This window comes from Flavobacterium sp. H4147, from assembly GCF_029360735.1.
Lineage (GTDB): Bacteria > Bacteroidota > Bacteroidia > Flavobacteriales > Flavobacteriaceae > Flavobacterium > Flavobacterium endoglycinae.
Window position 1 is genome coordinate 1056098 of sequence record NZ_JARKNB010000001.1, and the last position, 23535, is coordinate 1079632.

At 35.5% G+C, this 23535-nt stretch carries 16 protein-coding genes; 5 read left to right on the forward strand and 11 right to left on the reverse strand.

Annotated elements, in window-relative coordinates:
- Positions 1-100 precede the first annotated feature (100 nt).
- The 10 genes from P2W75_RS04680 to P2W75_RS04725 form a co-directional block, all read right to left on the reverse strand.
- A complete protein-coding gene (locus P2W75_RS04680; RefSeq protein ID WP_207298342.1) occupies positions 101-802 on the reverse strand; it encodes an L-ribulose-5-phosphate 4-epimerase in 702 nt (233 codons plus the stop codon).
- Positions 786-2477: a ribulokinase gene (locus tag P2W75_RS04685; RefSeq protein ID WP_276379178.1), complete on the reverse strand. Its 1692-nt coding sequence runs from the start codon at positions 2475-2477 to the stop codon at positions 786-788. The genes P2W75_RS04680 and P2W75_RS04685 overlap by 17 nt, the downstream gene beginning before the upstream one ends.
- 167 nt (positions 2478-2644) lie before the next feature.
- Positions 2645-4630, reverse strand: coding sequence for an alpha-L-arabinofuranosidase C-terminal domain-containing protein (locus P2W75_RS04690; protein WP_276379179.1), 1986 nt, complete (start codon positions 4628-4630; stop codon positions 2645-2647).
- 105 nt (positions 4631-4735) lie between these two features.
- Complete coding sequence (locus P2W75_RS04695) at positions 4736-5716, reverse strand: arabinan endo-1,5-alpha-L-arabinosidase (protein ID WP_276379180.1); 981 nt, start codon at positions 5714-5716, stop codon at positions 4736-4738.
- 32 nt (positions 5717-5748) lie between these two features.
- Complete coding sequence (locus tag P2W75_RS04700) at positions 5749-5877, reverse strand: hypothetical protein (protein ID WP_262898899.1); 129 nt, start codon at positions 5875-5877, stop codon at positions 5749-5751.
- 329 nt (positions 5878-6206) lie between these two features.
- Positions 6207-7826, reverse strand: coding sequence for an arabinan endo-1,5-alpha-L-arabinosidase (locus P2W75_RS04705; protein ID WP_276379181.1), 1620 nt, complete (start codon positions 7824-7826; stop codon positions 6207-6209).
- 10 nt (positions 7827-7836) lie between these two features.
- Positions 7837-9375, reverse strand: a complete 1539-nt coding sequence (locus P2W75_RS04710; RefSeq protein ID WP_276379183.1) for an alpha-N-arabinofuranosidase — start codon at positions 9373-9375, stop codon at positions 7837-7839.
- Positions 9376-9433: 58 nt separating this feature from the next.
- On the reverse strand, positions 9434-10438 hold the full coding sequence (locus tag P2W75_RS04715) for an arabinan endo-1,5-alpha-L-arabinosidase (protein ID WP_276379185.1): 1005 nt from the start codon (positions 10436-10438) through the stop codon (positions 9434-9436).
- A gap of 182 nt (positions 10439-10620) precedes the next feature.
- Complete coding sequence (locus P2W75_RS04720) at positions 10621-12183, reverse strand: RagB/SusD family nutrient uptake outer membrane protein (RefSeq protein ID WP_276379187.1); 1563 nt, start codon at positions 12181-12183, stop codon at positions 10621-10623.
- Positions 12184-12213: 30 nt separating this feature from the next.
- On the reverse strand, positions 12214-15270 hold the full coding sequence (locus tag P2W75_RS04725; RefSeq protein ID WP_276379188.1) for a TonB-dependent receptor: 3057 nt from the start codon (positions 15268-15270) through the stop codon (positions 12214-12216).
- Positions 15271-15841: 571 nt separating this feature from the next.
- Between P2W75_RS04725 and P2W75_RS04730 the strand changes: the two genes are divergently transcribed.
- Entirely contained in the window at positions 15842-16531 is a 690-nt protein-coding gene (locus P2W75_RS04730; protein WP_276379189.1) for an NUDIX domain-containing protein, read from the forward strand.
- A 298-nt stretch (positions 16532-16829) separates the two neighbouring features.
- Here the strand turns inward: P2W75_RS04730 and P2W75_RS04735 are convergent, their stop codons facing one another.
- Positions 16830-17828, reverse strand: coding sequence for a GntR family transcriptional regulator (locus P2W75_RS04735; protein WP_276379190.1), 999 nt, complete (start codon positions 17826-17828; stop codon positions 16830-16832).
- Positions 17829-17929: 101 nt separating this feature from the next.
- Between P2W75_RS04735 and P2W75_RS04740 the strand changes: the two genes are divergently transcribed.
- From P2W75_RS04740 to P2W75_RS04755, 4 genes are all read left to right on the forward strand, one after another.
- The gene (locus P2W75_RS04740; protein ID WP_276379192.1) at positions 17930-18982 is read left to right on the forward strand and encodes an aldose epimerase family protein; all 1053 of its coding nucleotides are present in this window, start codon (positions 17930-17932) and stop codon (positions 18980-18982) included.
- A gap of 24 nt (positions 18983-19006) precedes the next feature.
- Positions 19007-20167, forward strand: a complete 1161-nt coding sequence (gene galK / locus P2W75_RS04745; RefSeq protein WP_276379193.1) for a galactokinase — start codon at positions 19007-19009, stop codon at positions 20165-20167.
- Between the two features lie 15 nt (positions 20168-20182).
- Entirely contained in the window at positions 20183-21244 is a 1062-nt protein-coding gene (locus tag P2W75_RS04750; protein WP_207298354.1) for a UDP-glucose--hexose-1-phosphate uridylyltransferase, read from the forward strand.
- 247 nt (positions 21245-21491) lie between these two features.
- Positions 21492-23177 (forward strand): sodium/sugar symporter, encoded by a 1686-nt coding sequence (locus P2W75_RS04755; protein ID WP_276379195.1) that lies wholly within the window; start codon positions 21492-21494, stop codon positions 23175-23177.
- Positions 23178-23535: the final 358 nt, after the last annotated feature.

Genomic DNA, 23535 nt, shown 5'->3' on the forward strand with positions numbered 1-23535 from the left:
TTATTGTTATATTATTATTTTTGTTTTTGTTTGTTTCAAGTTTCAAGTTTCACGTTCCAACAACTTGAAACAAAGAAAACCTGAAACCTGAAACTAAAAATTACTGTCCATAGTACGAATCTTTTCCGTGTTTACGGTTGTAATGTTTCTTTATTAAGGAATCTTTTAATCTTGGTGCGTTTGGATTTATTTGTAAAGTCAGGTACGCCATTTCTGCCACGACTTCTAATACTTTGCTGTTGTAAACCGCTTTTGCCGCATTTTTTCCCCAAGCAAATGGCCCGTGATTTCCAATTAAAATCATTTCTACTTCTTCATAAGAAAGATTTTTTTCTTTGAAGCAATCCAAAATCTGAATTCCGGTATTGTGTTCGTAGTTTCCTTCAATCAGATGATCTGCCATCGGGGGCGCACACGGAATATCAGCTGTTAAATGATCGGCATGCGTAGTTCCGAAAATTGGAATATCCTGCTGTGATTGTGCCCACGCCACAGAATATGTTGCGTGCGTATGTGCGACTCCACCAATATTGGGCCAGTGTTTGTACAAATATGCATGTGTTTTGGTATCTGAAGATGGACGCAGATTTCCTTCGACAACATTGTTGTCAAAATCGACGATTACGATATCTTCAGGTTTTAAATCTTCGTAAGGAACGCCGCTTGGCTTAATGGCAAAAACACCGTTTTTTCTGTCTACAGCGCTTACGTTTCCGAAAGTATACACCACCAAATTCAATGCATTTAACTGCATGTTGGCTTCGTAACATTCTTGTTTTAAATCTTTATAAAGAGAACTCATTTTGAGAAATTTTAATAGTTGGATCTGCAAAAGCACTTAATTGTTCGTAAGCGATAAGCAGTTTATGATAAGCTGCCACTTTATCTAATTGAGGGAAATATTCTCCGTCAAAATCACTACCGATTTTTTGGCTTGCATCGATTACGTTTGGATAAATTCCAGCTGCAACGGCTGCATAAATTGCCGCACCTAAAGCAGGAGTCTGGTCTGAAGCTGCCACTTTAATTGGCTTGTTTAAAACGTTGGCCAAAGTCTGCATGATAAAAGGAGATTTACGAGCAACACCTCCAATACCGATCACGCTGTCGATTTTCACGCCTTCTTCTTCAAAACGGTCTACAATTTTCTTTGCTCCAAAACAGATTGCATTTACTAAAGCTTTGAAAATATGAGGTGCTTTTGTACCTAATGATAAATTTGAAATGGCGCTTTTCACTTCCTGATTGGCATCTGGAGTTCTTCGTCCGTTGATCCAGTCTAAAGCTATTGGAAGACTTTCTGAAACTGGGATTTTCTCTGCCTCTTTAGTTAATTCAACAATTAATTTATCACTGAATTCTTCTCTTAATTGTTCTTTTTGAGCCTCATTTAAAGTTGATGAAGAAGCTAACAAATGTTCTGTTGGCCACATTAGCAATTCTTTGTACCAAGCCAGTAAATCACCAAACGCGGATTGTCCTGCCTCCAGACCAATAAATCCTGGAATTACAGATCCGTCCACTTGCCCGCAGATTCCGCGAACGGTTTTTGTTCCCACTTCCTGATAAGAACCAACTAGGATATCGCAAGTTGAAGTTCCCATAACTCGAACTAAAGTATTCTCTTCGATTTTAGCTCCAACAGCCCCTGAATGTGCATCGAAAGTTCCCACAGCCACAACTGTTTCTGTAGAAAGTCCTAAACGGTCTGCCCATTCTTTGCTTAATTTTCCAGCAACTAAATCTGAAGTATAGGTTTCATCGTATAAATTGCCACGTAAAGTCGCTAAATACGGATGTAATTTTTCTAAAAATTCAACTGGCGGTAATCCGTTCCAGTCTTCGTGCCACATGGCTTTGTGACCTGCTGCACAACGGCTTCTTTTGAAGGTTTTTAAATCTTTATCTTCAATTAATAAATACGTCATTAAATCGCAGTGCTCCATCCAAGTGTGAGCGGCATTTCTAACCGCTTCATCTTGTCTTGCAATGTGAAGGATTTTTGCCCAAAACCATTCCGAAGAATAAATTCCTCCAACGTATTTGGTCACGTCTTCTCCGCCCCAGCTTACTGCCAGTTCATTGATTTCGTTTGCTTCATTTATTGCAGTGTGGTCTTTCCATAAAACCATCATGGCATTTGGGTTTTCTTCAAAACCTTTTGTCAATGCTAATGGCGTTCCATCTTTTGTAACTGGAACAGGTGAAGATCCGGTTGTGTCAATACAAATTCCGCGAACCAATGACGGATCAACTTTACTTTCCTTTACAACATTTTGAATCGTAGTTTCCAGTCCTTCGATATGATCCAAAGGATGCTGGCGAAATTGGTTTATAGAGGCGTCACAATATTGCTTGTTTTTCCATCTTTTGTAATGAGAAACATTCGATGCCAGCTCCTGCCCATTTTCTGTGTCAATAAGCACCGCGCGAACAGAATCTGTTCCGTAGTCCAATCCTATTACATAATTTTTCATTCGTATTTATTTAAAATATTGACAAATATAATTATAAAAAAATTATAAGTGTTTAAAAAACACTTAATGTGGTTGTGCGTCTCGATTTTTTACAAAAAATGCATTAAAACGAAGATTTTAGATCAAAACAAAAAACAAATGTTAATGTTACATTTATTATGTTGCGATTATTTCATCTTAATTTTCAAAACAGTTACAGAATAAGGAGCAAAATCGTATTGAACTTTGCTTCCATTAACTTTAAACTGGCTCTCTTTTGGACTGATTTTGGTTGGCGCTACAAATGAATTTTCGTCATTTAATCCGTCTCCTTTCAACGTAACCGCTGTTCCTTTTGAGTCTAATTTTGCTCCTTTAAAATCAATTGATGCATTTTGAGATGAAGCCGAAGTGTTTACGATTTTCAGAATTAGTTCTTTGGTATTTACATCTTTTACTGCAGAAGCAAACAAATCGTTTTGTCCTGTAATGGCTTTTCCGTCTTTTGTAATGCTTAATAAATCTGTTCCTTTATGGTTTGAAAACAGTTTTTGCACATAATAATTTGGTGTTCCAAATGATTGCAAATTGTTGAACCAAATCATATCGGGTGTCCATTGCCAGCCTTCTTCATGAGCTAATAATGGCGCATAAGAGGTTAGATGAACTACCTCAGCATTACGCTCCATTCCAGTCATGAAAGCGGCTTCAGAAAAAGCACATTCCCAGTTGTTTTTGTTGTCTGGACTTGCAATTGCTACACTTTGTGCCGCATATTCTCCTGCAAATATTTTGGGACCTTTACGGTCATAACTGTCATAACGGGTTGCATTTTTACGAAACCAAGCTGGGTCTTTGTAATAATGCTCATCTACAATTTCTGCATTTAGTTTTTTAAGTTCCTTCATTCCATAATCAAAGAAATCTCCATCAGGGAAAGGTCCTGTTCCTGAAACAATAGTGATGTTTGGATATTTATTTTTAATTGCTTTTTCGAATACTTTAAAACGTTCAATATAATCTGGTCCCCACTGTTCATTTCCAACTCCAATAAATTTTAAGTTGAATGGTTTTGGGTGTCCCATATCGGCTCTTACTTTTCCCCAAGCGGTTTCTGTTCCGCCGTTTGCGAATTCAATTAAATCTAATGCGTCTTGAACGTAAGGGTCGATTTGATCCATTGGAACTAATTGTCCTGTATTAAACTGACAGGCCATTCCACAGCTTAAAATTGGAAGCGGAGAAGCGCCAATATCTTCTGAAAGCTGGAAATATTCAAAGAATCCCAATCCGAAACTTTGGAAATAATCTGGAGCTGGTCGATGTGAAAATTCCATATTCCAACGGTTTACAGCTGTTTCTCTGTCTTCTACTTTTCCAACCGATTTTTTCCATTGGTAACGTTCTGCCAAAGTTCTTCCTTCTACAATACAACCACCTGGGAAGCGTAAAAATCCTGGTTTTAAATCGTATAATAATTGCACTAAATCTTTACGAAGCCCATTTTTTCTTCCTGCCCAAGTATCTTCTGGAAACAGGGAAATATTATCTAAATCAATTACTCCATTTCCTTCGAAAGTGATTTTTAATTTTGCTTTGGCTTCTGTTGCGGTTGAAGTTAATTGAGCCGAATAATTTGACCAATCTTTTGAGGTTGGAACAACCGAAGTTTCTCCCAAGACTTTGTGGTCTTTATCAATAAATTGAAATTTAATTTTAGAAATATTACCTGAAATTTTGGCCGCTTTTAAAGTCAAATTGTATTTCAAATCTTTCTTGATTCCCATTCCTCTGAAACCTTCGTTTATCAACTGATATCCATTCGCATTGTTAATGGTAACTCGGCAATAATTATGATTGGTTCCTTGTTGGGAATACTGAATTACGTTTGCAATTCCAGATTGCTGGTTTAATTTATGGCGGTCACTGTTGGGTTCATTCCATCCCATCATTGGAAACAAAAATTCAAACGATCTGTTTTTGATCATTTCGGCATATAATCCTCCGTCGGCAGCAAAATTGATGTCTTCAAAAAACACTCCGTACATGGTTGGCTGAATTTTGGTAATCGATTTGGAAGCATCTACTTCAAGGTTGTTTTTTTGTGCCGATGTGTATATGCTTGTCAACATCGCTCCTAAAAGGGTAATTTTGGTAATAAAATTGGTATTCATATTTTTATTGTTTGTTCTGTGTATTCGATTGTAACTTTCTGCACTTTTTTGATAATTAGAAGCCCGAAAAATTAGGCAAATTGTATGGCTTCATTATCCTGTATTCTATTTTAAAACAGGCCACAAATCAGCATCCCATTGCATTTCTTTGACTACTAGTTTTGGTGTTCCGTTAGTTTTCTTTTCGTAAGCGTGATAAAACATATAATCTTTCCCATCAAAAGTATAGGCGCTGTTATGGCCTACTCCAAAATAGTTTTCATCGCCTTGAATTACTAAACTTCCGCCACCTTGATCGAGCTGTTTTCCCTCTTTATCAACATAAGGTCCTGTTACATTTTTTGATCTTCCAACTACTACTTTATAAGTACTTTTTTCTCCGCGGCAGCATAAATCCCAAGAAAGAAATTGATAGTAATAACCATTTTTCTTAAAGATAAAAGGAGCTTCAAGCGCGCCATCACCTGGATCAGAATCTAGTAATTCGAAACTTCTTTTTCGTTTTGCGATTGTATGCCATTCTTGAGGCTGTGCAATTGATTTTAAATCTCGATTTAATTTTACCAATTTCAATCCTTCCCAAAAAGAACCGAAAGCAAGCCAAGGCGTGTTGTTTTCATCAAAGACCAAATTTGGATCGATGGCGTTCCACATATCGCGATTGGGCTGCGATTGAATGACAATTCCTTGATCGATCCATTTGTAATTTTTGTCTTTGGGATTTAAAGTCGTATTAGTCGCAACACCAATCGCCGATGTATTTTTAGCGAAAGCTGAAACCGAATAATACAGATAGTATATATTGTTATGAAATGAAATATCTGGCGCCCAAATATGATTTTTAAAATCGGCTGCAACGCCATCTGCCCAAACTGGTTTTTCGGCGAAAACCTGTGGTTCTTTGTTCCATTTTTTTAAATCTTTCGAACTAAAAACACTGATTCCATTTCCTGTGCAATACAAATAATAAGTGTCTTTTTGTTTGATGACTACCGGATCATGCACAACAATTTCTTGTGCCACAACCACTGAAGTTATCAGCATCAAAAAAGCTGAAAGTGTATATTTTATGTTTTTGTAAACCATATAAGTGATATAAGTAAATTTAAGTGCAAACCTCAACTGAAACTTTTATCAGAACATGTAAGCAAAGCTTTTGTAATAATTGGATTATTGAATTTAACCGATTGTGCAGTTGCTGCAATCGATAAAAGCAAAACGGAAAGGCTTGTAAATAGGTTTTTCATAATTGATATGTTTTTTTGCCACAAATTCACGAATTTTTACAAATCATAATTCGTGAAATTTGTAGTTATTTTTATTCAAGTAGATTTCACAAATTTTAATCATTGTAATTCGTGAATTCGTGGCTATTTTTTTAAGCAGATTGAGCAGAGTTAAAAAATCCTTTTAATCTGTACCTTTATTTTTTTAACACATAGAATCATAGCATTACGTTGTCTGAAAAAGGCATTTCATTTATTTAAATTCACATAGCAATCTATGTGTTCAAATCTAGATTTGTTTTTTCTCTTTTATTGACTAGAAAATCTATGTTTCTATGTGTTTAAATTTTCTAATTTATTTTTTTACCCCAAACGGTTAATCCTGCACTATTGATTCCGGTATAGGTTAAAGTCACTTTTCTGGTTGATGATTCCCAATCCCACGCATCGACTACATTACATTTAATTCCGTTTATAGTGGCCATTTTTTTAGCCGGATCATACGACCAAGTTCCTGTTATATCACCGCTAACTTTTTTGTCGGCTGTTAGATAAATCGTAACTGATTTTTGCATGGTTTTGTATTGGTAATTCATGGTAATCTGTTCCCAAGTCCCAACCAGATTTCCTTCTGCAAAAGTGGTTGTGGGAACTCCAGCGTAACGTTCTGGTTCTACAACTGGCCAGCCGTCTTCTGTCCATTGAATTCCGTGCACATGCCCCATCATGACTGCATTTGAAACATTGATTCCTGGAACTCCTTCTGGCAAACGTGCCTGTGAAGCATAAAACCATTTTTTGGTTGTTGGGTTTTGAAAAACAGCACAATGTGAAAATCCAACCCAGCCGGTATGATTTTTAAATTGGTACGGATGTGTTAACAACGGAAAACATTCTGCTCCATTTGTTATACTGATTCCAGTATTGGTTACATAAGGTCCGAGAATATTTTTGGAACGTGCTACACGTGTGTTGTAAGCCACCGATAATTCGTCATAAGCCAAAAACAAATAATAGTATTGTGTGTCTGGATTGTAGATAATTTCAGGGCCTTCAAGCGCTTGCCAACGGTTTGTATTTACATTCCCGCGGCCTGCAATTCGAACTCCGTAATCGTCGATTGTTTCTAATTTATCTGGTTTTCCTGTTGTTGGATTTAATTTTAAAGCCGCGATTCCAGAATGCCAAGAACCGTAAATTAAATATTGTTCACCTTCGGGGGTTTCAATAAAACTCGGATCGATGGCGTTGAATTTAAAATAGGCATCCCAATCGTTTCCTCCATTTCGAACATAACTTTTTACGCCGTCAGGTTCTGAGCAGACTACCATTCCTTTATCAACCCAATTATTGGATGCTAAATCTGTAGTTTCTGCCAAACCAATAAAAGCGCGTTCTGTCCAAGAAGTATTGGTATCTGTTCCAACAATTGGATTCGTTACCACAATGCTGTAATACATTCTAAAAACATTTCCCACTTTTCGAACGCATGGCGCCCAAAATCCGTAATTTGGATTTGTTATTGGAGGAAGTGCCGGACTCATTCTGGCTCTTTTATTGTTTAAAGAATCTTTTACCCACGCTGGCGCCTGAAGCATTGAAGGTCCCATAAATTCCCAGTTGATTAAATCTTTTGATCTTCTGTAGAAAAAATGTCCGTTGCCATCGTGTGCGTTTCCATAAGAAGCATCGGTTTGATACATATAATAATATTCTCCCGATTTTTCAACTGAGGGATCGTGTACGTTTGCCAGATTCCATTGCGATCGGTTTGACCAGCTTGCAAACGCCGTATAATTATCGGCATAAGTCGGTCCATTAAATGTTGGCGTCACTACAGGCGGATCAACTACAACGGGCGGCTCTGGTGCTAACGCCGGATCATCTTTTGAACAGCTTGTCATTAAAAGTGCTGCTGCAAAAAATCCGATGAAAGAAATGGTTTTTAAAATGACGTTTTCTTTTTTCATCTTTGTTATTTTATTTTCCTTCTAAAACAACTACTGAGAAAGGAGGAATCGTAATTTCAAGTTTTCCTTTTTTGTTTTCGAAACCTTTAAAAGCTGTCGGAACAATTTTATTTGGGTTTTCGAATGAATTGTAATCTTGTAACTTAGCTGATGTGATAACCGTTCCTGTGAAGTTTTTCACGCCTAAATCTTTTACATCAATTTCGATTTTGTTTTTGTTTTTTGCGTCTACGTTTACAAGTGAAATATGAACTGCTCCATTTTTGTCTTTTGATGCTGATGCTGAAACTGCTGGAAGTTTTTCTCCATTAAAAGTATAGGATGGCGATTCGAAACTTACAGGCAATAATTTAGCATCTTGGTGCACGCTGTACATTTTCATTACATGATACGTTGGTGTTACAATCATTTTAGCTTTGTCGGTAAGAATTACAGCTTGTAAAACATTTACACATTGTGCTAAATTTGCCATACGAACACGGTCTGCATGGTTGTTGAAAATATTCAATGTCGCTCCTGCTAAAACGGCATCACGCATTGTGTTTTGCTGGTATAAAAATCCTGGATTTGTTCCTTTTTCTACTTCGTACCAGCCTCCCCATTCGTCAACAATCATGGCTACTTTTTTCTCTGGATCGTATTTGTCCATAATAGCCGAATGTTTGGTAACCAATTCTTCCATTTTTAATGCCGACTGCATGGTTTTGAAATACCCTTCTTCTGTAAAATTTCTGTCGTCTCCTTTTTTACCCCAATCAATTACAGCATAGTGGTGAACGCCAACTCCGCCTAACATATTCAACGGAATTCCTTTCATTAAAACTTCTGTCCAATTGTAATCAGAGCTGTTTGATCCTGAAGCAATTCTTGTAATTCCTCCTGTATTTTCCCAGTCTGACATGAAAGTTGCGTATTTACGATATTCGCCCGCATAATATTCTGCAGTCATATTTCCTCCGCATCCCCAAGCTTCATTTCCAATTCCCCAATATTTTACTTTCCAAGGTTCTTTTCTTCCATTTTTTACACGCAAATCGCTCATCGGACTTTTACCGCTAAAGTTTGTGTACTGAACCCAATCAGCCAATTCCTGAACTGTTCCGCTTCCTACGTTTCCAGATAAGTATGGTTCTGCTCCAAGAAGTTCACACATATTCAAGAAATCGTGTGTTCCAAAACTGTTGTCTTCGGTTACTCCGCCCCACCATTTGTTTACAATAGTTGGTCGTTGTTCTTGTGGACCAATTCCATCTTTCCAGTGATAGGTATCGGCAAAACAACCACCCGGCCATCTTAAATTTGGAATTTTTAAATCTTTTAAAGCAGCAATGATATCATTTCTTACTCCTTTTGTATTTGGAATTTTTGAAGTGTCTCCCACAAAAAATCCTCCGTAAATGCAACGGCCTAAATGTTCTGCAAAATGACCATAAATGTTTTTATCAATTGTGGGTGCATCAGCAGAATTTTTAATGGTTATTGTGGTCTGCGCGAAATTCAGCTGACTACAAAACGAAATTACAAATGAGATTAAAAGTGCTTTTTTCATAATGGTTTTTTTGTTTTTTAGAGGAAAGCCCGACAAACTTTCCTCTGAATTTTAGTTTTTAATAAGAAAGTGTTGGCCATCCAGATGACCAAGTAAAATATACAATTTCAAGTTTTGGATTTCCGTTATCCGCGCCGTCATAATAATGAACAGCTCCTTTTTGGGTTCCAGTGATTCTAGACAAATGACCTGGACCTATGTAGTTTCCTTGTGTAGCCAGAACAGTTGTTCCTCCGCCATTTTTTAAAGAAACTCCGTTTTTATCAACGAAAGGTCCAAACGGACTTGTTGAACGTCCAACTACAATATAATACGTACTGTTTACGCCATTGCAGCAAGTGCCTCTGTTTACAAATAAATAGTAATAACTTCCTTCTTTAATTAAACAAGGCGCTTCCCAAGATGCGCTGTTTCCGCCAGCAACAATGGTTCTGCTTCCTGTTGTTTTTCCTGTTGAAGGATTAATTTGGATCACTCCAATACCCGCATGCCATGAGCCATAAGCCATATAAACATTGCTTCCATCCACCAAAATAGAGGGATCGATGGCATTGACATCTGAGGAAGATGAGGAAGAAACGACAACGCCTCTATCTGTCCAAGTTGTTCCTGCGCTTTGCGAAATGGCTGGTGTTGTCACCAATCCAATTGCTGATGTCGCCGAACCAAATGTAGAACAAGAATAGTACATATTCCATCTGTTATTGAACCAAGCAACATCTGGCGCCCAGAACGTTTTTACGAATCCTGGAACATATCCTGTAATCCAGCTTGGAGTTGATGAGAAAACAGATGTTCCCCATGTCCAGCTGGTTAAATTGGTTGAATACGTCATTGGGATATTATCTCCCGTAGTAAAAACATAATAATTAACACCGCTTTTTACAATCGTACTCGGATCGTGCGATGGCACATTTCCGCTGACTGTTTTGGCTGTTAAATTAGTAACCTGTGAATCCTGAGTATTTACAGCTGTTGCTGCTTGCTCTGTTAGGACGATCTCTTCATTTTGACAACTCCCAAATAATATCGCTAATACAACCAAACTTATAATTGTTTTCATTGCTCTAATTTTAGTTACTGTTAAAAAATTACTTTTCTTGTATTCCAAATCATAAGGAATAATATCATGTGAAGTGTTTAGTTCTTCACATGATATTAGGTATTTAACTAACTCAAATATTTTTAGTCTCGGTTTTCAGACACAGTATACCGTTACTGCCACTGAAAACTAAGAGGGTAAACTTAATAACTCTCATTTTGAACAGTTCCCGGATTATTATCCATTTCTAATTGCGGAATCGGGTAGTATTCTCTTCCTTTTGTATACGAATTGAATTCGGCATCTCTGGCTTTTAACCAAGCTAATTTCGTTGGATTATCCAACCAGCCCCAGCGGCGGATGTCATCAAAACGATGTCCTTCAAGCGGAAATTCTAAGAATCTTTCGTGACCAATTTGTTCTCTCATTTGATCTTGAGTCATTCCTGGTTTTGTAACTGACAAGTCTGGAAGGTTTACTCGGTTTCTTACCATTTGGATATAGGTGTAAGCTCCCGGAGTATCGCCTGTTTCATTTAAGCATTCGGCATACATTAAAAGAATATCTGCATATCGTAATAAACGTTCGTTGATACCAGAACGCCAGTCATATTCGTCTGCAAATTGACCATCAGAGTTTTGGTATTTTCTGCAGAATAAATCATTTAAATCGGCAGGGCTTGAAGCATAAAATGTGGCAAAATCTTTTCCGTACAATTGCATACCGCCCGGTTTGTTATAGAAAATAGTAGCTTCTAAACGCGGATCATCTCCTCCCGTTTTTGTTTTTTCTTCTTTAAATTCGTTGAATAATGCCCATGTTGGCTGCACGTCTGTCCATCCAAAAGCACGAGGAGCATAGGTAATTGCTCTTGCAGAAGTTTTTCCCCATCCAGATGCAGGTGCACCTCCCCAGCCTAAATCTACTCCTCCGGCATCTCTGCTGAATTGTACTTCAAAAAGAGATTCTGAATTGTTTTCATTGGCTGTGGTAAAATTGTCTCTATAATTCGCTACCAAAGAGTATACTCCTAAATCTATAACTTGTTTAAAAGTGTTTCTGGCGTTTGTAAAATCTTTAATAAACAAATAGGTTTTTCCTAAATATCCTAATGCAGCGCCTTTTGTTGCACGTCCTTTTTGTCCTCCATCTAATCCAGAAAGACCATCATAAGTGTTTGGCAGTAAATCGGCAGCGGCTTTAAAATCGGCAATAACCTGCGCCCAGCCTTCTTCTTGTGTTTTCTGCGGATAATAAACGGCTAATTCTGTTGGAAGAGGCACATTTTTAAAAAGGTTTACGGCATGAAATAAATACAATCCTCGTAAAAAGTAAGCTTGTCCTAAGATTCTGTTTTTTAAAGCTTCATCCTGAAAATCAATTCCTGGAACGTTTGTCAATACCTGATTAGCTCTGTAAATTCCTTGATAATAGGTTTCGTAAGCCCAGCCATAAATAGAAGCGTCGGCTACATTTGAGTTAAAATGTCCTGCATTGTACATAGAACCCCAAGGACTATTTGTACGAGCATCATCTGCTCTTGCATCGAGTAACAATGGTGTACTTCTCATGTAAGTACCATCTGTTAATAAACTTCCATACACAGCATTTATTCCTTGCAAAGCGTCTTCATCTGACTTCCAGAAAGAATCAACTGCATTATTATTAGGATCAAGCTGTTCTAAGTCTTCATTGTCTACGCAGCTTGTGGTTACCAAAGCAAGCGAAAAGAAAACTGCTATATAATTGAATATTTTATATTTCATTTTAATACGTTTTTAAATGGTTAAACCTGCTTAGAATGTTACTTCTACTCCTAAAGAAATTGTTCTTGGGTTTGGGAAAGATCCTGCATCATATCCTCTCGAAATCAATCCGTCGCTGTTAAAATCTGGATCATATCCTTTGTATTTCGAAATAATCAACAGATTTTGTCCATTTAGGTAAACCTTTGCTTTTTGAATAAATTTATCTTTTATCGGAATGTTATAACCAAGTTCCATGGTTTGTAACTTCACGTAATCGCCGCTTTCAATAAATCGGTTAGAATCTCTTGCATTTCCGTTTGGATCTCCAATAACGGGAGCAGGAATATTAGTATTGGTGTTTGTTGGTGTCCAATAATTTAATTCGTCGGTATGATGATTTGTATATTGTCCGATCATCAAATTGCGGTACATTGCATTGAATACTTTGTTGCCGCCAGCTCCCTGCCAAAACATTGAGAAATCAAAGTTGGAATACGAAGCGCTGAAATTTAATCCAAAACCATATTTAGGAATGGTTACTCCTTGGAAAGTTCTATCGGCATCTGTAATTTGTCCGTCGCCGTTTACATCTTTAAATTTCACATCACCCGGCGCAGCACCTGTTTGTTTTGGAGAAGAAGCTACCTCAGCTGCGTTTTGGAAAATTCCAATGGCTTCCCAAGCAAACATTTCTCCTACAGACCTTCCTACTTCTGTTTTAGAAACTGCTCCATAAATAGGGTTTCCGTTTACACCAATTTTGGTTACTTCATTTTTAAGTGTTCCAAAGTTGGCTGAAATATCATATTTAAATTTACGATGATGATTGCTGTACGACGCTGTAAACTCTACTCCTGAGTTTTTCATAGATCCTGCATTTGTTGTAATACTCGCCGGAAAAGCACCTGTAGAATATGGAAGCGGTACACCTAGTAGTAAATCATCTGATTTTTTAATAAAGTATTCTGCTGTAAATTGTAAATCGTTGTTTAAGAATCCTAATTCGATTCCCACATTTGAGTTTGTCGATTTTTCCCAGTGTACATTTGGGTCTAACGAACTAACTACTGTTGTTCCTGGTGCTAATTGGTTATTAAAATCGTATCCTGCAAAACTGTTTACGGTTGTGGCAAAGAAGTATTGAGGAATGGTATTGTTACCAATTGTTCCGTAACCTCCACGAAGTTTAATATTGCTCACCCATAATGGTAAGTGCATAAATTTTTCGTTGCTGATTTTCCATCCTCCTGAGAAAGAGTAAAAGTTTGCTGAGTTATTAATTTTACTGAAAAGAGAGGTTTTATCTTGTCTAAAATTTGCCTGCACCAAATAGCGGTCATCATAAGAATAGTTTAATCTGCTGATGTATGAAATTCCGGTAATTGTAAATTTATATTCACCCGCATCTCTTGAATCTGCATATTGTACCATTGGAATTTCTCCCGGAGTAAATCCTACACCTCTTGACCAGTGGTTGTAATTCTCTCTTTTTTCCTGAATCCATCCTGCCAAAGCATCAATTTTATGTTTGCCAAGCGTCACTTCGTAGGTTAGTAAATTGTTTAGGAATGTTCTTAATTCATTTCCATTTGAAATATCTAAAGATGCTTCATCATTTGTCGTAATATAATACCATCCTAGATCACTTGGCGGAATAAATTTTCGGTTCTGCCAGTCTGTTCTATCGTAACTTACATCTAATTTGTATTTAAGACCTTTTACGATTTCAACTTCTCCCCAAACGTCTCCTATGAAACGGTTTCTTTTTCCGTTATTATCAATTAAATTGTTGTATCCAATTGGATTCATTGAAATGGCTCTTTGAGTCAAGTTGTCTGTACCGCCGTAGCCTCCTAATCTATTCGGATCGTAAACTGGCATTGTTGGTACCGCTCCCAAAATATCGCTGATAACCGTTTGTCCTGCGTTGTATTCATTGAAGATTTCTTTATCAGATTGTGTGTAGGCTATTTTAGCACCATATTTAAATCTTCCTTTTTTACCATTCAAATTTAAGTTGGTTGAAAGCCTCTCATAGTCCTGCGGCGTTTTGATATAACTTGTGTTTTTAAAATAATCAACATTAAAGCTGTAGGCTAAATTTTCTGCACCGCCATTAAACGTTAGCGCCTGATTTTGTACCACACCAGTTTGAAAAGCTTCTTTCTGCCAATCTGTATTTACATTCGAAATATAAGACGGACTGTTCGGATCATTTCCTGGAGCAATACTCACTGGAACTCCAGCTCTGATATCACGGTTACGTTCTGCTTCGCTTGTAATTTTTTGATAGCCAACGCGGTCTGTAACATCCCATTTTTTAGCAACGTTTTGAAGACCCACGATTGATTTGAATTTGATATCCATTTTTCCGGCCTTCCCTTTTTTAGTGGTAATGATTACAACTCCGTTTGCACCGCGCACTCCATAAATCGCAGCCGAAGAAGCATCTTTTAAAACCTGCATTGATTCTATTTCACCAGGCGCAAAATCATACGGAGAGTCAACCATGATTCCGTCAATTACAAAAAGGGGATTGTTATTACTGAAGGAAGTTATCCCTCTAATCTTCACATTTACAAATCCTCCAGGTTCACCAGATGATTGTACCGTAACACCCGGAACCTGTCCTTGAAGCATTTTTGCAGCATCATACGTTACTGTTTTTTTCGCCGATTCTAAGTTTACGACACTTACAGATCCTGTTAAGTCGGCTTTTTTCTGCGAACCGTAACCTATCACGACTACCTCATTCAGTTTGTTGGTATCTTCTCCCAAAGCGACATCTATCTTAGACTGGCTTCCTACGGTTATTTCTTTGTTTTGAAATCCTATAAATGAAAACACTAAAACATCATTTGGAGATGCTTTAATCGAATACTCTCCATCAAATCCAGTTGTAGTTACTGTTTTGGTTCCTTTTATCATAATATTCACACCCGGCAGAGGAAGATTATCCTGTGCCGATGTAACAACTCCGTTAATCGTTTTGCCTTGAGCCGACATTTGATTAACAGAAAATAACAGCATTAAAAATGCTGTAATCCAATGTTTTTTTGACAATAAAAAATTGCCATACAAAATTAATTGCGGGTTTGTAATCATAAGTGGTTAGTTTAAGGTTGGATAGTGGTTTAATAATAAGTGTTAATCTTACATTTGTAAATTTAACTAAAAAAAAACCACGAAAACAAATTAATATCACAAAAAAACATTGCAAAAAAAACACATATCGCAAATTAAGTGTTTAAAACACATTTTAGAATTGATATATTTTTCAAAAAAATCAAGGTTTTTTATGAATTAATTGTGTAAAAAATACACTTTTAATCAAAAACTGCTTTTTTAATCAAAAATACGATGGAGAAAAAAAATCATAAATTGACTGTTATTTAAGTATTTGAATTTAAAAATTGATTATATTTGAAGGAAAAGGACTGTTTATTTTTGTATCTTTTTACATAAACATTCGATCTTTTTTTAAAAAACTATCCTTGACTATCCTGTTTTTATCTTAAAATAATCTTAAAAAAGAAAAATGAAGGGTATTTTTGTATAAAAAAGTCATTTTTTTAACCTTATTTTTGAGCAGTCTATTTATGTAAGTGTAAAATCTACATTAATTAATTATGAAACAAATCAGGAAGTTTATATCTTTACCAATAAAATATTAAATATGCTAAACAGTTATAGCTCTGCCGATAAGGTTTTACTAGCGGTAGATTGTATTATTTTTGGATTTGACAATGAAGGTCTAAAAATCCTTTTAATTAAAAGGGATTTCGAGCCAGAAAAGGGAAAATGGTCTTTGATTGGGGGATTCTTAAAAAAAGATGAAGTTCTAGACGATGCTGCAATTAGAATCCTAAATACTTATACAGGGTTAAACGATATTTATATGGAGCAGTTATATGCTTATAGTGAAATCGATCGTGATCCAGTTGAACGAACTATTTCGGTTTCATATTATGCATTGATTAATATTGAAAATCATAATGCCGAATTAATCAAAAATTATCATGCAGAATGGTTTCCAATTAATGATGCGCCAAGTTTGATTTTTGACCATAATGAAATGCTTCAGAATGCCATAAAAAGACTTCGTTACAGAACGTCGATAAAACCAATTGGGTTTGAATTGCTTCCGGAGAAATTCACCATGCGCCAGTTATTAGAATTATATGAAGCCATTTTGAGCAAGGAATTAGACAAAAGAAATTTCATCAGTAAAATAAATTCTCTGGAGATTCTTAACAAACTGGATGAAAAAGACATGCAGTCGTCTCGAAAAGGCTCTTACCTATATACCTTTAATAAGGAAAAATATGAAGAGAAATTACTCAATGATTTTGTACTAAATCTATAAAAAACAAAACCCTGAAATCCACAACTTTCAGGGTTTTTTCTTCAATAAAACTACTATTAAAAAAAATAAACAAAATTTATTATCTTTTAACCTTTTGCTTAAAACGATCATTATGAACATTAATCGTCAAAGCATTTAAATAATTAATAAGTGTAAAAATTACATTTGCAAATGTAAGCAAAATAATTGGTCTAAAACAAGAATTTGCATTCTTATTTTTTTAATTAATTATTCATCATTTTTTCAAACAAAAAGCAGAATGTTTGTGATGTAAATAATACCTCACGAAAAAGTCTTTCTATAATGAATTCCTTATGATAAGGGCTGACTTGTTTTCGATTTGTTCCTTCTTTCCTTTAAGCACCATTTCGGCAAGAATTTTTCCCATCGCTTCAAAATGGGTCGAAATAGTAGCAATACCGCTGGCAACAATTTTCTTTAAAGGAGTTTCATTATACGATATAATGCCAAAGTCGGTTCCAAGTTTTAGGTTTTGGTACCTCGCTTTTTCAATTACTTTTACCAAATCACGGTCATTTGGAATTACATACAGATCTCCTGTCGTGATTTCTCTGTTTGTAAATTCGGTAATAATCTCCGATTTAAAATGATATTCGGAACAAAAATCTTCAAAACCCTTTTTCATTCCAAGCGGTTCCCTAAAACCTGGAAAGATCAAAATAAGTTTTTTATAGTGTTTTAATTTTTCTTTTCCTTTCAACAATCCTTCAAAAATATCTTTTTGGTGATTCTGATAAATTGCTGGATACATTTTTAAATCCGGATTGGTCTGATCTAGTATGATAACATCGGCTACTGGTAGGGTTTTTATCGACGCAACAATATTTTTCAAATTCGTGGGCATCAAAATATATTTCGTGTAATTACCGTTGCTGTCATTTATGAGTTTTTGAAAAACTTCGCTGTTAAAATGATGGAAGAAAATATCGACTTGAACATTTTTTCCAATATTGTTTAAAAACGAATTATAAATGTCTTCTTTAAAACTGTTGAGTTCATCAAAAAGCAAAAAAATCTTTTGTTTTATAGTGATTTCAACGCTTTTAACGTAATATCCTTTTCCAGGAATGGCGTAAATGATGCCTCGTTTTTTCAGTTCTTCATAAGCCAATAAAACCGTATCTCGCGATAGTGAAAATGCCAGACACACCTTGTTTACCGATGGTAATTTGTCGCCTTTTATAAGTTTTTCTTCTTCAATCGCTTTTTCAATTGAAAGAATTATCTGCTTATATTTTGGCAGACCAATATTGTTTTGAATTGAAATAATATTCATAAAAAGAAAAATTTTGGGTCAAATATACAAAACTGGTAGGTACTGGTATGTAAAAATGAAAGATGTTTTTACTTTTGGATTTCACTATTGGCAAAAATTACATGGAAATAAAACATAAATCACATTTTCAGCACACATCTAATCCGAAATCTTTTGGATTCATGTCAGATGGAAAGGAAATTTTCGTTTTTGAATTAACAAACAAAAACAAAATGAAGGTCGAAATCACCAATTATGGTGCAACGGTAACTTCTATAAAAGTTCCTGTTCAAGAAAATCTAGTTGATGTTGTATTGGGTTTTGATTCGCTGCAATTGTATTTAGAGTCTTATAATTTACCAAGTGCTCCTTATTTTGGAACTACGGTTGGCCGTTATGCAGGAAGAATCCAGAACGGTACTTTTACATTAAATGATAAAACATACCAATTAGCCAAAAATAATAATGGTAATTCGCTTCATGGCGGTAGTAATGGTTTTGGACGAAAAGAATGGACAGTTACTAATCAGACTTCTGGAGAAAATCCTTCTATCACATTCACCTTAATAAGTGCAGATGGTGACGAAAATTATCCAGGTGAACTTCAGGTCGATCTTACGTATATCTTAACTGAAGAAAATGAACTAAAACTTGAGTACAAAGCGGTTTCAACTGAAGATACGATTATTAATTTAACACATCACAGTTATTTTAATCTGGACAGTCATCAAGGCAATGTTCTGGATCAAAAGATATTTGTTGATTCAGAAAAAATATTAGAAACAGATCCAAATAATATTCCAACCGGAAAATTTATAGATCTACACCATCATAAATTTGATTTCAGAACGCCTCAAAATTGTCCTGAATCTATTGATAATTCGTTTTCCATTGCCAAAACTGAAAAAGCGGTTGCGACTTTACTCAGTTCCAAAAACAATCTGAAAATGAATGTTTATACCGATCAGCCAAGTGTACATATATATGTAGGCGGAAACTGTTTTGATGTTTTAAAAGGAAAAAACGATACGGTTTACCACAAAACAAGCGGTGTTTGTTTTGAAACACAAAATTTTCCAGATGCGCCTAATCAGGAACATTTCCCAAATGCTGTTTTAAAAAAAGGCGAAATCTACTCTCAAAACACAATTTATAAATTCGAAAATATAAGCTAACTGCTAACCACCAATTACAAAAAAATGAATGAGATTTTAATACAAAACACTACTGCTTTTTTCGAGAAGTCTTTCGGATCTGCTCCTGAAAAAGTGGTTCTTTCTCCCGGAAGGATTAATATTATTGGAGAACATATCGATTACAACGACGGTTATGTTCTACCTGCGGCTATTGATAAAGTAATTTGTTTTGCTTTCGAAAAAAATAATACCAACACCTCAAAAATCATTGCGATTGATTTAAATGAAGAATTTGAAATCGATTTGACTCAAAAAGTGGAATTGAGCGATGTGGTTTGGACAAATTACATCCGCGGTGTTATTAAACAGCTGCAAGACAACGGATTTTCATTTGGAGGTTTTAACTGTGTTTTCAGCAGTAATATTCCAGTTGGTTCAGGATTGTCATCTTCTGCTGCTTTAGAATGCGGTACTATTTTCGGAATTAAATCTCTTTTTGATTTGGATATTAAGAAAGTAGATATAGCATTATTAGGACAAAAAGCAGAACACTGGGTTGGTATCAACTGTGGTATCATGGATCAGTTTTCGAGCGTGCACGGTCTTGACAATAAAGTGATAAAACTGGATTGTAATACTTTGGATTTTGAATATCACAACGCTGATTTCAAAGATTATTCGCTGATTTTGTTTGATAGCAATGTAAAACATTCGCTTTTTACATCGGAATACAACACACGCAGAATCGAATGTGAACAAGGTTTAGCGATTATTAAAAGCCATTTCCCAGAAATTAAAAGTTTTAGAGATGCTACGGAAGAACAGGTTTTAAATCTTAAGGATAAAATGACTGAAAAAGTTTTCAGCCGTGTTCATTTTGTCGTGAAAGAAATCAATCGTGTGATAAAAGCCTGCGAAGCTTTAGACCAAGGAAATATAGAATTATTAGGACAATTGCTTTTTGACACCCATTATGGTTTATCTCAGGAATACGAAGTAAGCTGCGAAGAGCTTGATATGCTGGTAGATACGGCTAAAGCAGATGATGCTATTATTGGTTCTCGTTTGATGGGAGGCGGTTTTGGAGGCTGTACCATTAATTTAATTAAAAAAGGTCACGAAAATGAGGTAAAAAGTAAGTTTTCAAATCTTTATTTAGATACATTTGGAATTGAATTAAAATTCTATGATGTAAAAATCTCAAACGGAACAACATTACTTTAAAACCAAAGCAACACAATGAAAAATTTTGACATTAACGAAGATCCGCACAGACGCTTCAATCCTTTAATTAATGAATGGGTTTTAGTTTCACCTCATCGTGCAAAACGTCCTTGGCAGGGACAGAACGAAACTATTTCGACTGAATCTCTTCCAAAATATGACCCGACTTGTTATTTATGTCCGGGAAATGTTCGTGCAAACGGCGTAAGCAATCCTGATTACAAAAACAGTTTTGTTTTTGACAATGATTTTGCCGCTATGAAACAGGACGAAATTATTTTTGAAGAAGATATTAAACATACATTTTTTAAAGCAAAACCAGAACAGGGAATCTCTAGAGTGGTTTGTTTTTCTCCAAGACACGATCTTACACTTCCGGAAATGGAGGTTGCCGATATCGAAAACATTGTTAAAACCTGGCAGAAAGAATACACTGATCTTGGAAATATCAAATACATCAACCACGTTCAGATTTTTGAAAATAAAGGAAGTGTAATGGGCTGCAGCAACCCGCATCCACACGGGCAGATCTGGGCACAATCTTCATTGCCAACTCAGGTTGAAAAAACACACAATAGCTTAAAAGCCTATTACGATAAAAACCAAAAAACATTATTGGAAGATTACGTTCAGGCCGAATTAAAAGCAGGAAGCCGTATTGTAATCGAAAACGATCATTTTGTGGCATTAGTCCCTTTTTGGGCAATCTGGCCTTATGAAACTATGATTGTAAGCAAAAGAGCAATCAGTAAAATAACAAGTTTTAATGCTGAAGAAGTGAAGGCTTTCGCCAAAATCTTAAAACAGTTAACGATTAAATACGATAACTTATTTAGTACTTCGTTTCCTTATTCTTCAGGAATTCATCAAGCTCCTACAGATGGTTTTGATCATCCTGAATGGCATTTCCACATGCATTTTTACCCACCGTTGTTACGTTCGGCTACTGTAAAAAAATTCATGGTAGGATATGAAATGATGGGAGAATCACAAAGAGACATCACACCAGAAAAAAGTGCTGAGATTTTAAGACAACAATCAGAAGTACACTATAAAAGTGCCGTGAAAATCGACTAATTATAGAATAATAACAGAGCCGATTTAAAAATTTAACAGAATTACTCTTCTATAAATGTAAAAAACACATTTAAAATGATAGTTTTTTCAGTTTTTATTTTAAATTTGGCTTCTGTTCGTGTTTTCATAAAAAAATAACAGAATAAAAACACATATTTCATTTTTAACCAGATATAACCACATTAAAACCATTTTCAAAAATAAACAAACAATCACCTTATACTAATTATCTAAAATACTATTAACAATGAACCAGAACCTCTCTTTCGCAGACTATGCGGTTTTTATTATCTATTTTATAGTAGTCTCTGTGTACGGTTACACTGTTTACCGCAAGCGTAAACAAGATGAACACGACGCAAAGGCTTATTTTTTGGCCGAAGGTAACTTAACTTGGTGGGCTATTGGAGCTTCATTAATCGCCTCTAACATCTCTGCAGAGCAATTCATCGGAATGAGTGGTGAAGGTTTCTTTTTAGGAATCGCTGTTGCTGCCTATGAGTGGCTTGCCGCTGTTGCACTTATTATTGTAGCAGTTTGGTTTATACCTGTATATCTTAAAAATAAGATTTACACAATGCCCCAATTCTTAAAAACCCGTTACAATGAGTCGACAGCACTTATTATGGCTGTTTTCTGGTTGTTTCTATATGTTTTTGTAAACTTGACTTCTATTTTATATTTAGGAGCTGTTGCCATTAACGGTCTTGCCGGAGGAGAATATCTTCATGTTATTATGGTTGGTTTAGCAGTTTTTGCTTTGCTAATTTCATTAGGAGGAATGAAAGTGGTTGCTTATACAGATGTTATTCAAGTTGCCGTATTGATTATTGGAGGGTTGGTAACTTCTTATATTGCTTTAACAACTGTTGGTGAATATTTTGGCGTTGGTCAAGATGCCATTGCTGGTTTCAAAGTTTTAATGAAAGAAGCTCCAGAACATTTTAAAATGATTATTCCTGAGCCAACTGCTGCTTCATCTCAAGAAGATATCAATAAGTATTTAACTTTCCCTGGTTTAATGTCTTATGCAGCAGGTATCTGGATTATTAACTTAAACTATTGGGGATGTAACCAATACATTACTCAAAGGGCTTTAGGTGCCGATTTACAAACAGCTCGTACAGGAATTTTATTTGCTGGTATGCTTAAATTATTAATGCCGCTTATCGTAATGCTTCCTGGTATTGCTGCTTATGTTTTATATACAAACGGACATTTACCTCAATTAGTAGGAGGAAAAGACGGTGCTTACTCTGCTGTATTGACATTCCTGCCAACAGGATTAAAAGGTCTTTCTGTTGCTGCATTAACAGCTGCGATTGTAGCTTCATTAGCTGGAAAAGTAAATAGTATTTCAACTATCTATACATTAGACGTACATAAAAAATACATCCAAAAAGACGCTGGTGAAAAACAACAGGTAAATATTGGACGTTTTGCCGTATTCGCAGCCATGCTTTTAGCCGTATTATTTACATGGAATGACATTTTAGGTATTGGTGGTGTTGGTGGTTTCACTTACATCCAAAAATATACTGGATTCATCAGCCCTGGGGTTTTTGCTATGTTCTTCCTTGGTATGTTCTGGAAAAGAACTACTGGTTCAGCTGCAATTGTAGGTGTAATTTTAGGATTCGTGTTATCTGTTTTATTCAACGAATATGCTCCGGCATTATTTGGAAACGACACACTTTTATATACAGCATATCCTAACGGAAAAGGTGGATTTGAGATTCCGTTCCACATTTGTATGGGATTATCATTCTTCTTCACTATGTTAGTAATGATTTTAATGAGTTTTGCTGGTCCAAAAGTGAACCCAAAAGCGTTCGAAACAGAACCTGGAATGTTCAAAGTAAAACCACAAACCACCGTTTTAATTGTAATTACATTACTTATTATAGTAGCACTTTATGTTAAATTCTGGTAGTGTTTTAATAACAATATCTTTAAGAAAAAGGATCTCAGAAATGAGGTCCTTTTTTAATATTATAGTTCAAGAGTGTTATAGAGTCTTTAAAAAAGATAGCCTCAAAAAAACATATAATTTCTTAGTTAATTTTATTTTTTTCAATATTTTACAGACTATCTCATTTTGCAGATATTGAATTATTCTACGGATATTAATTCCCCGCAAACAACTGCTGTGATAAAGGATAACCACACTTTTTCAGCAGTCATTTTCTGTATCTTAATCCTTTTATTTTTTTGAAATATTATGAATATACTTTCGTAATGTTTTAAATTCAATACTTTTTTCTTACAAGAGTGAAGTGATTGAAAAAAAA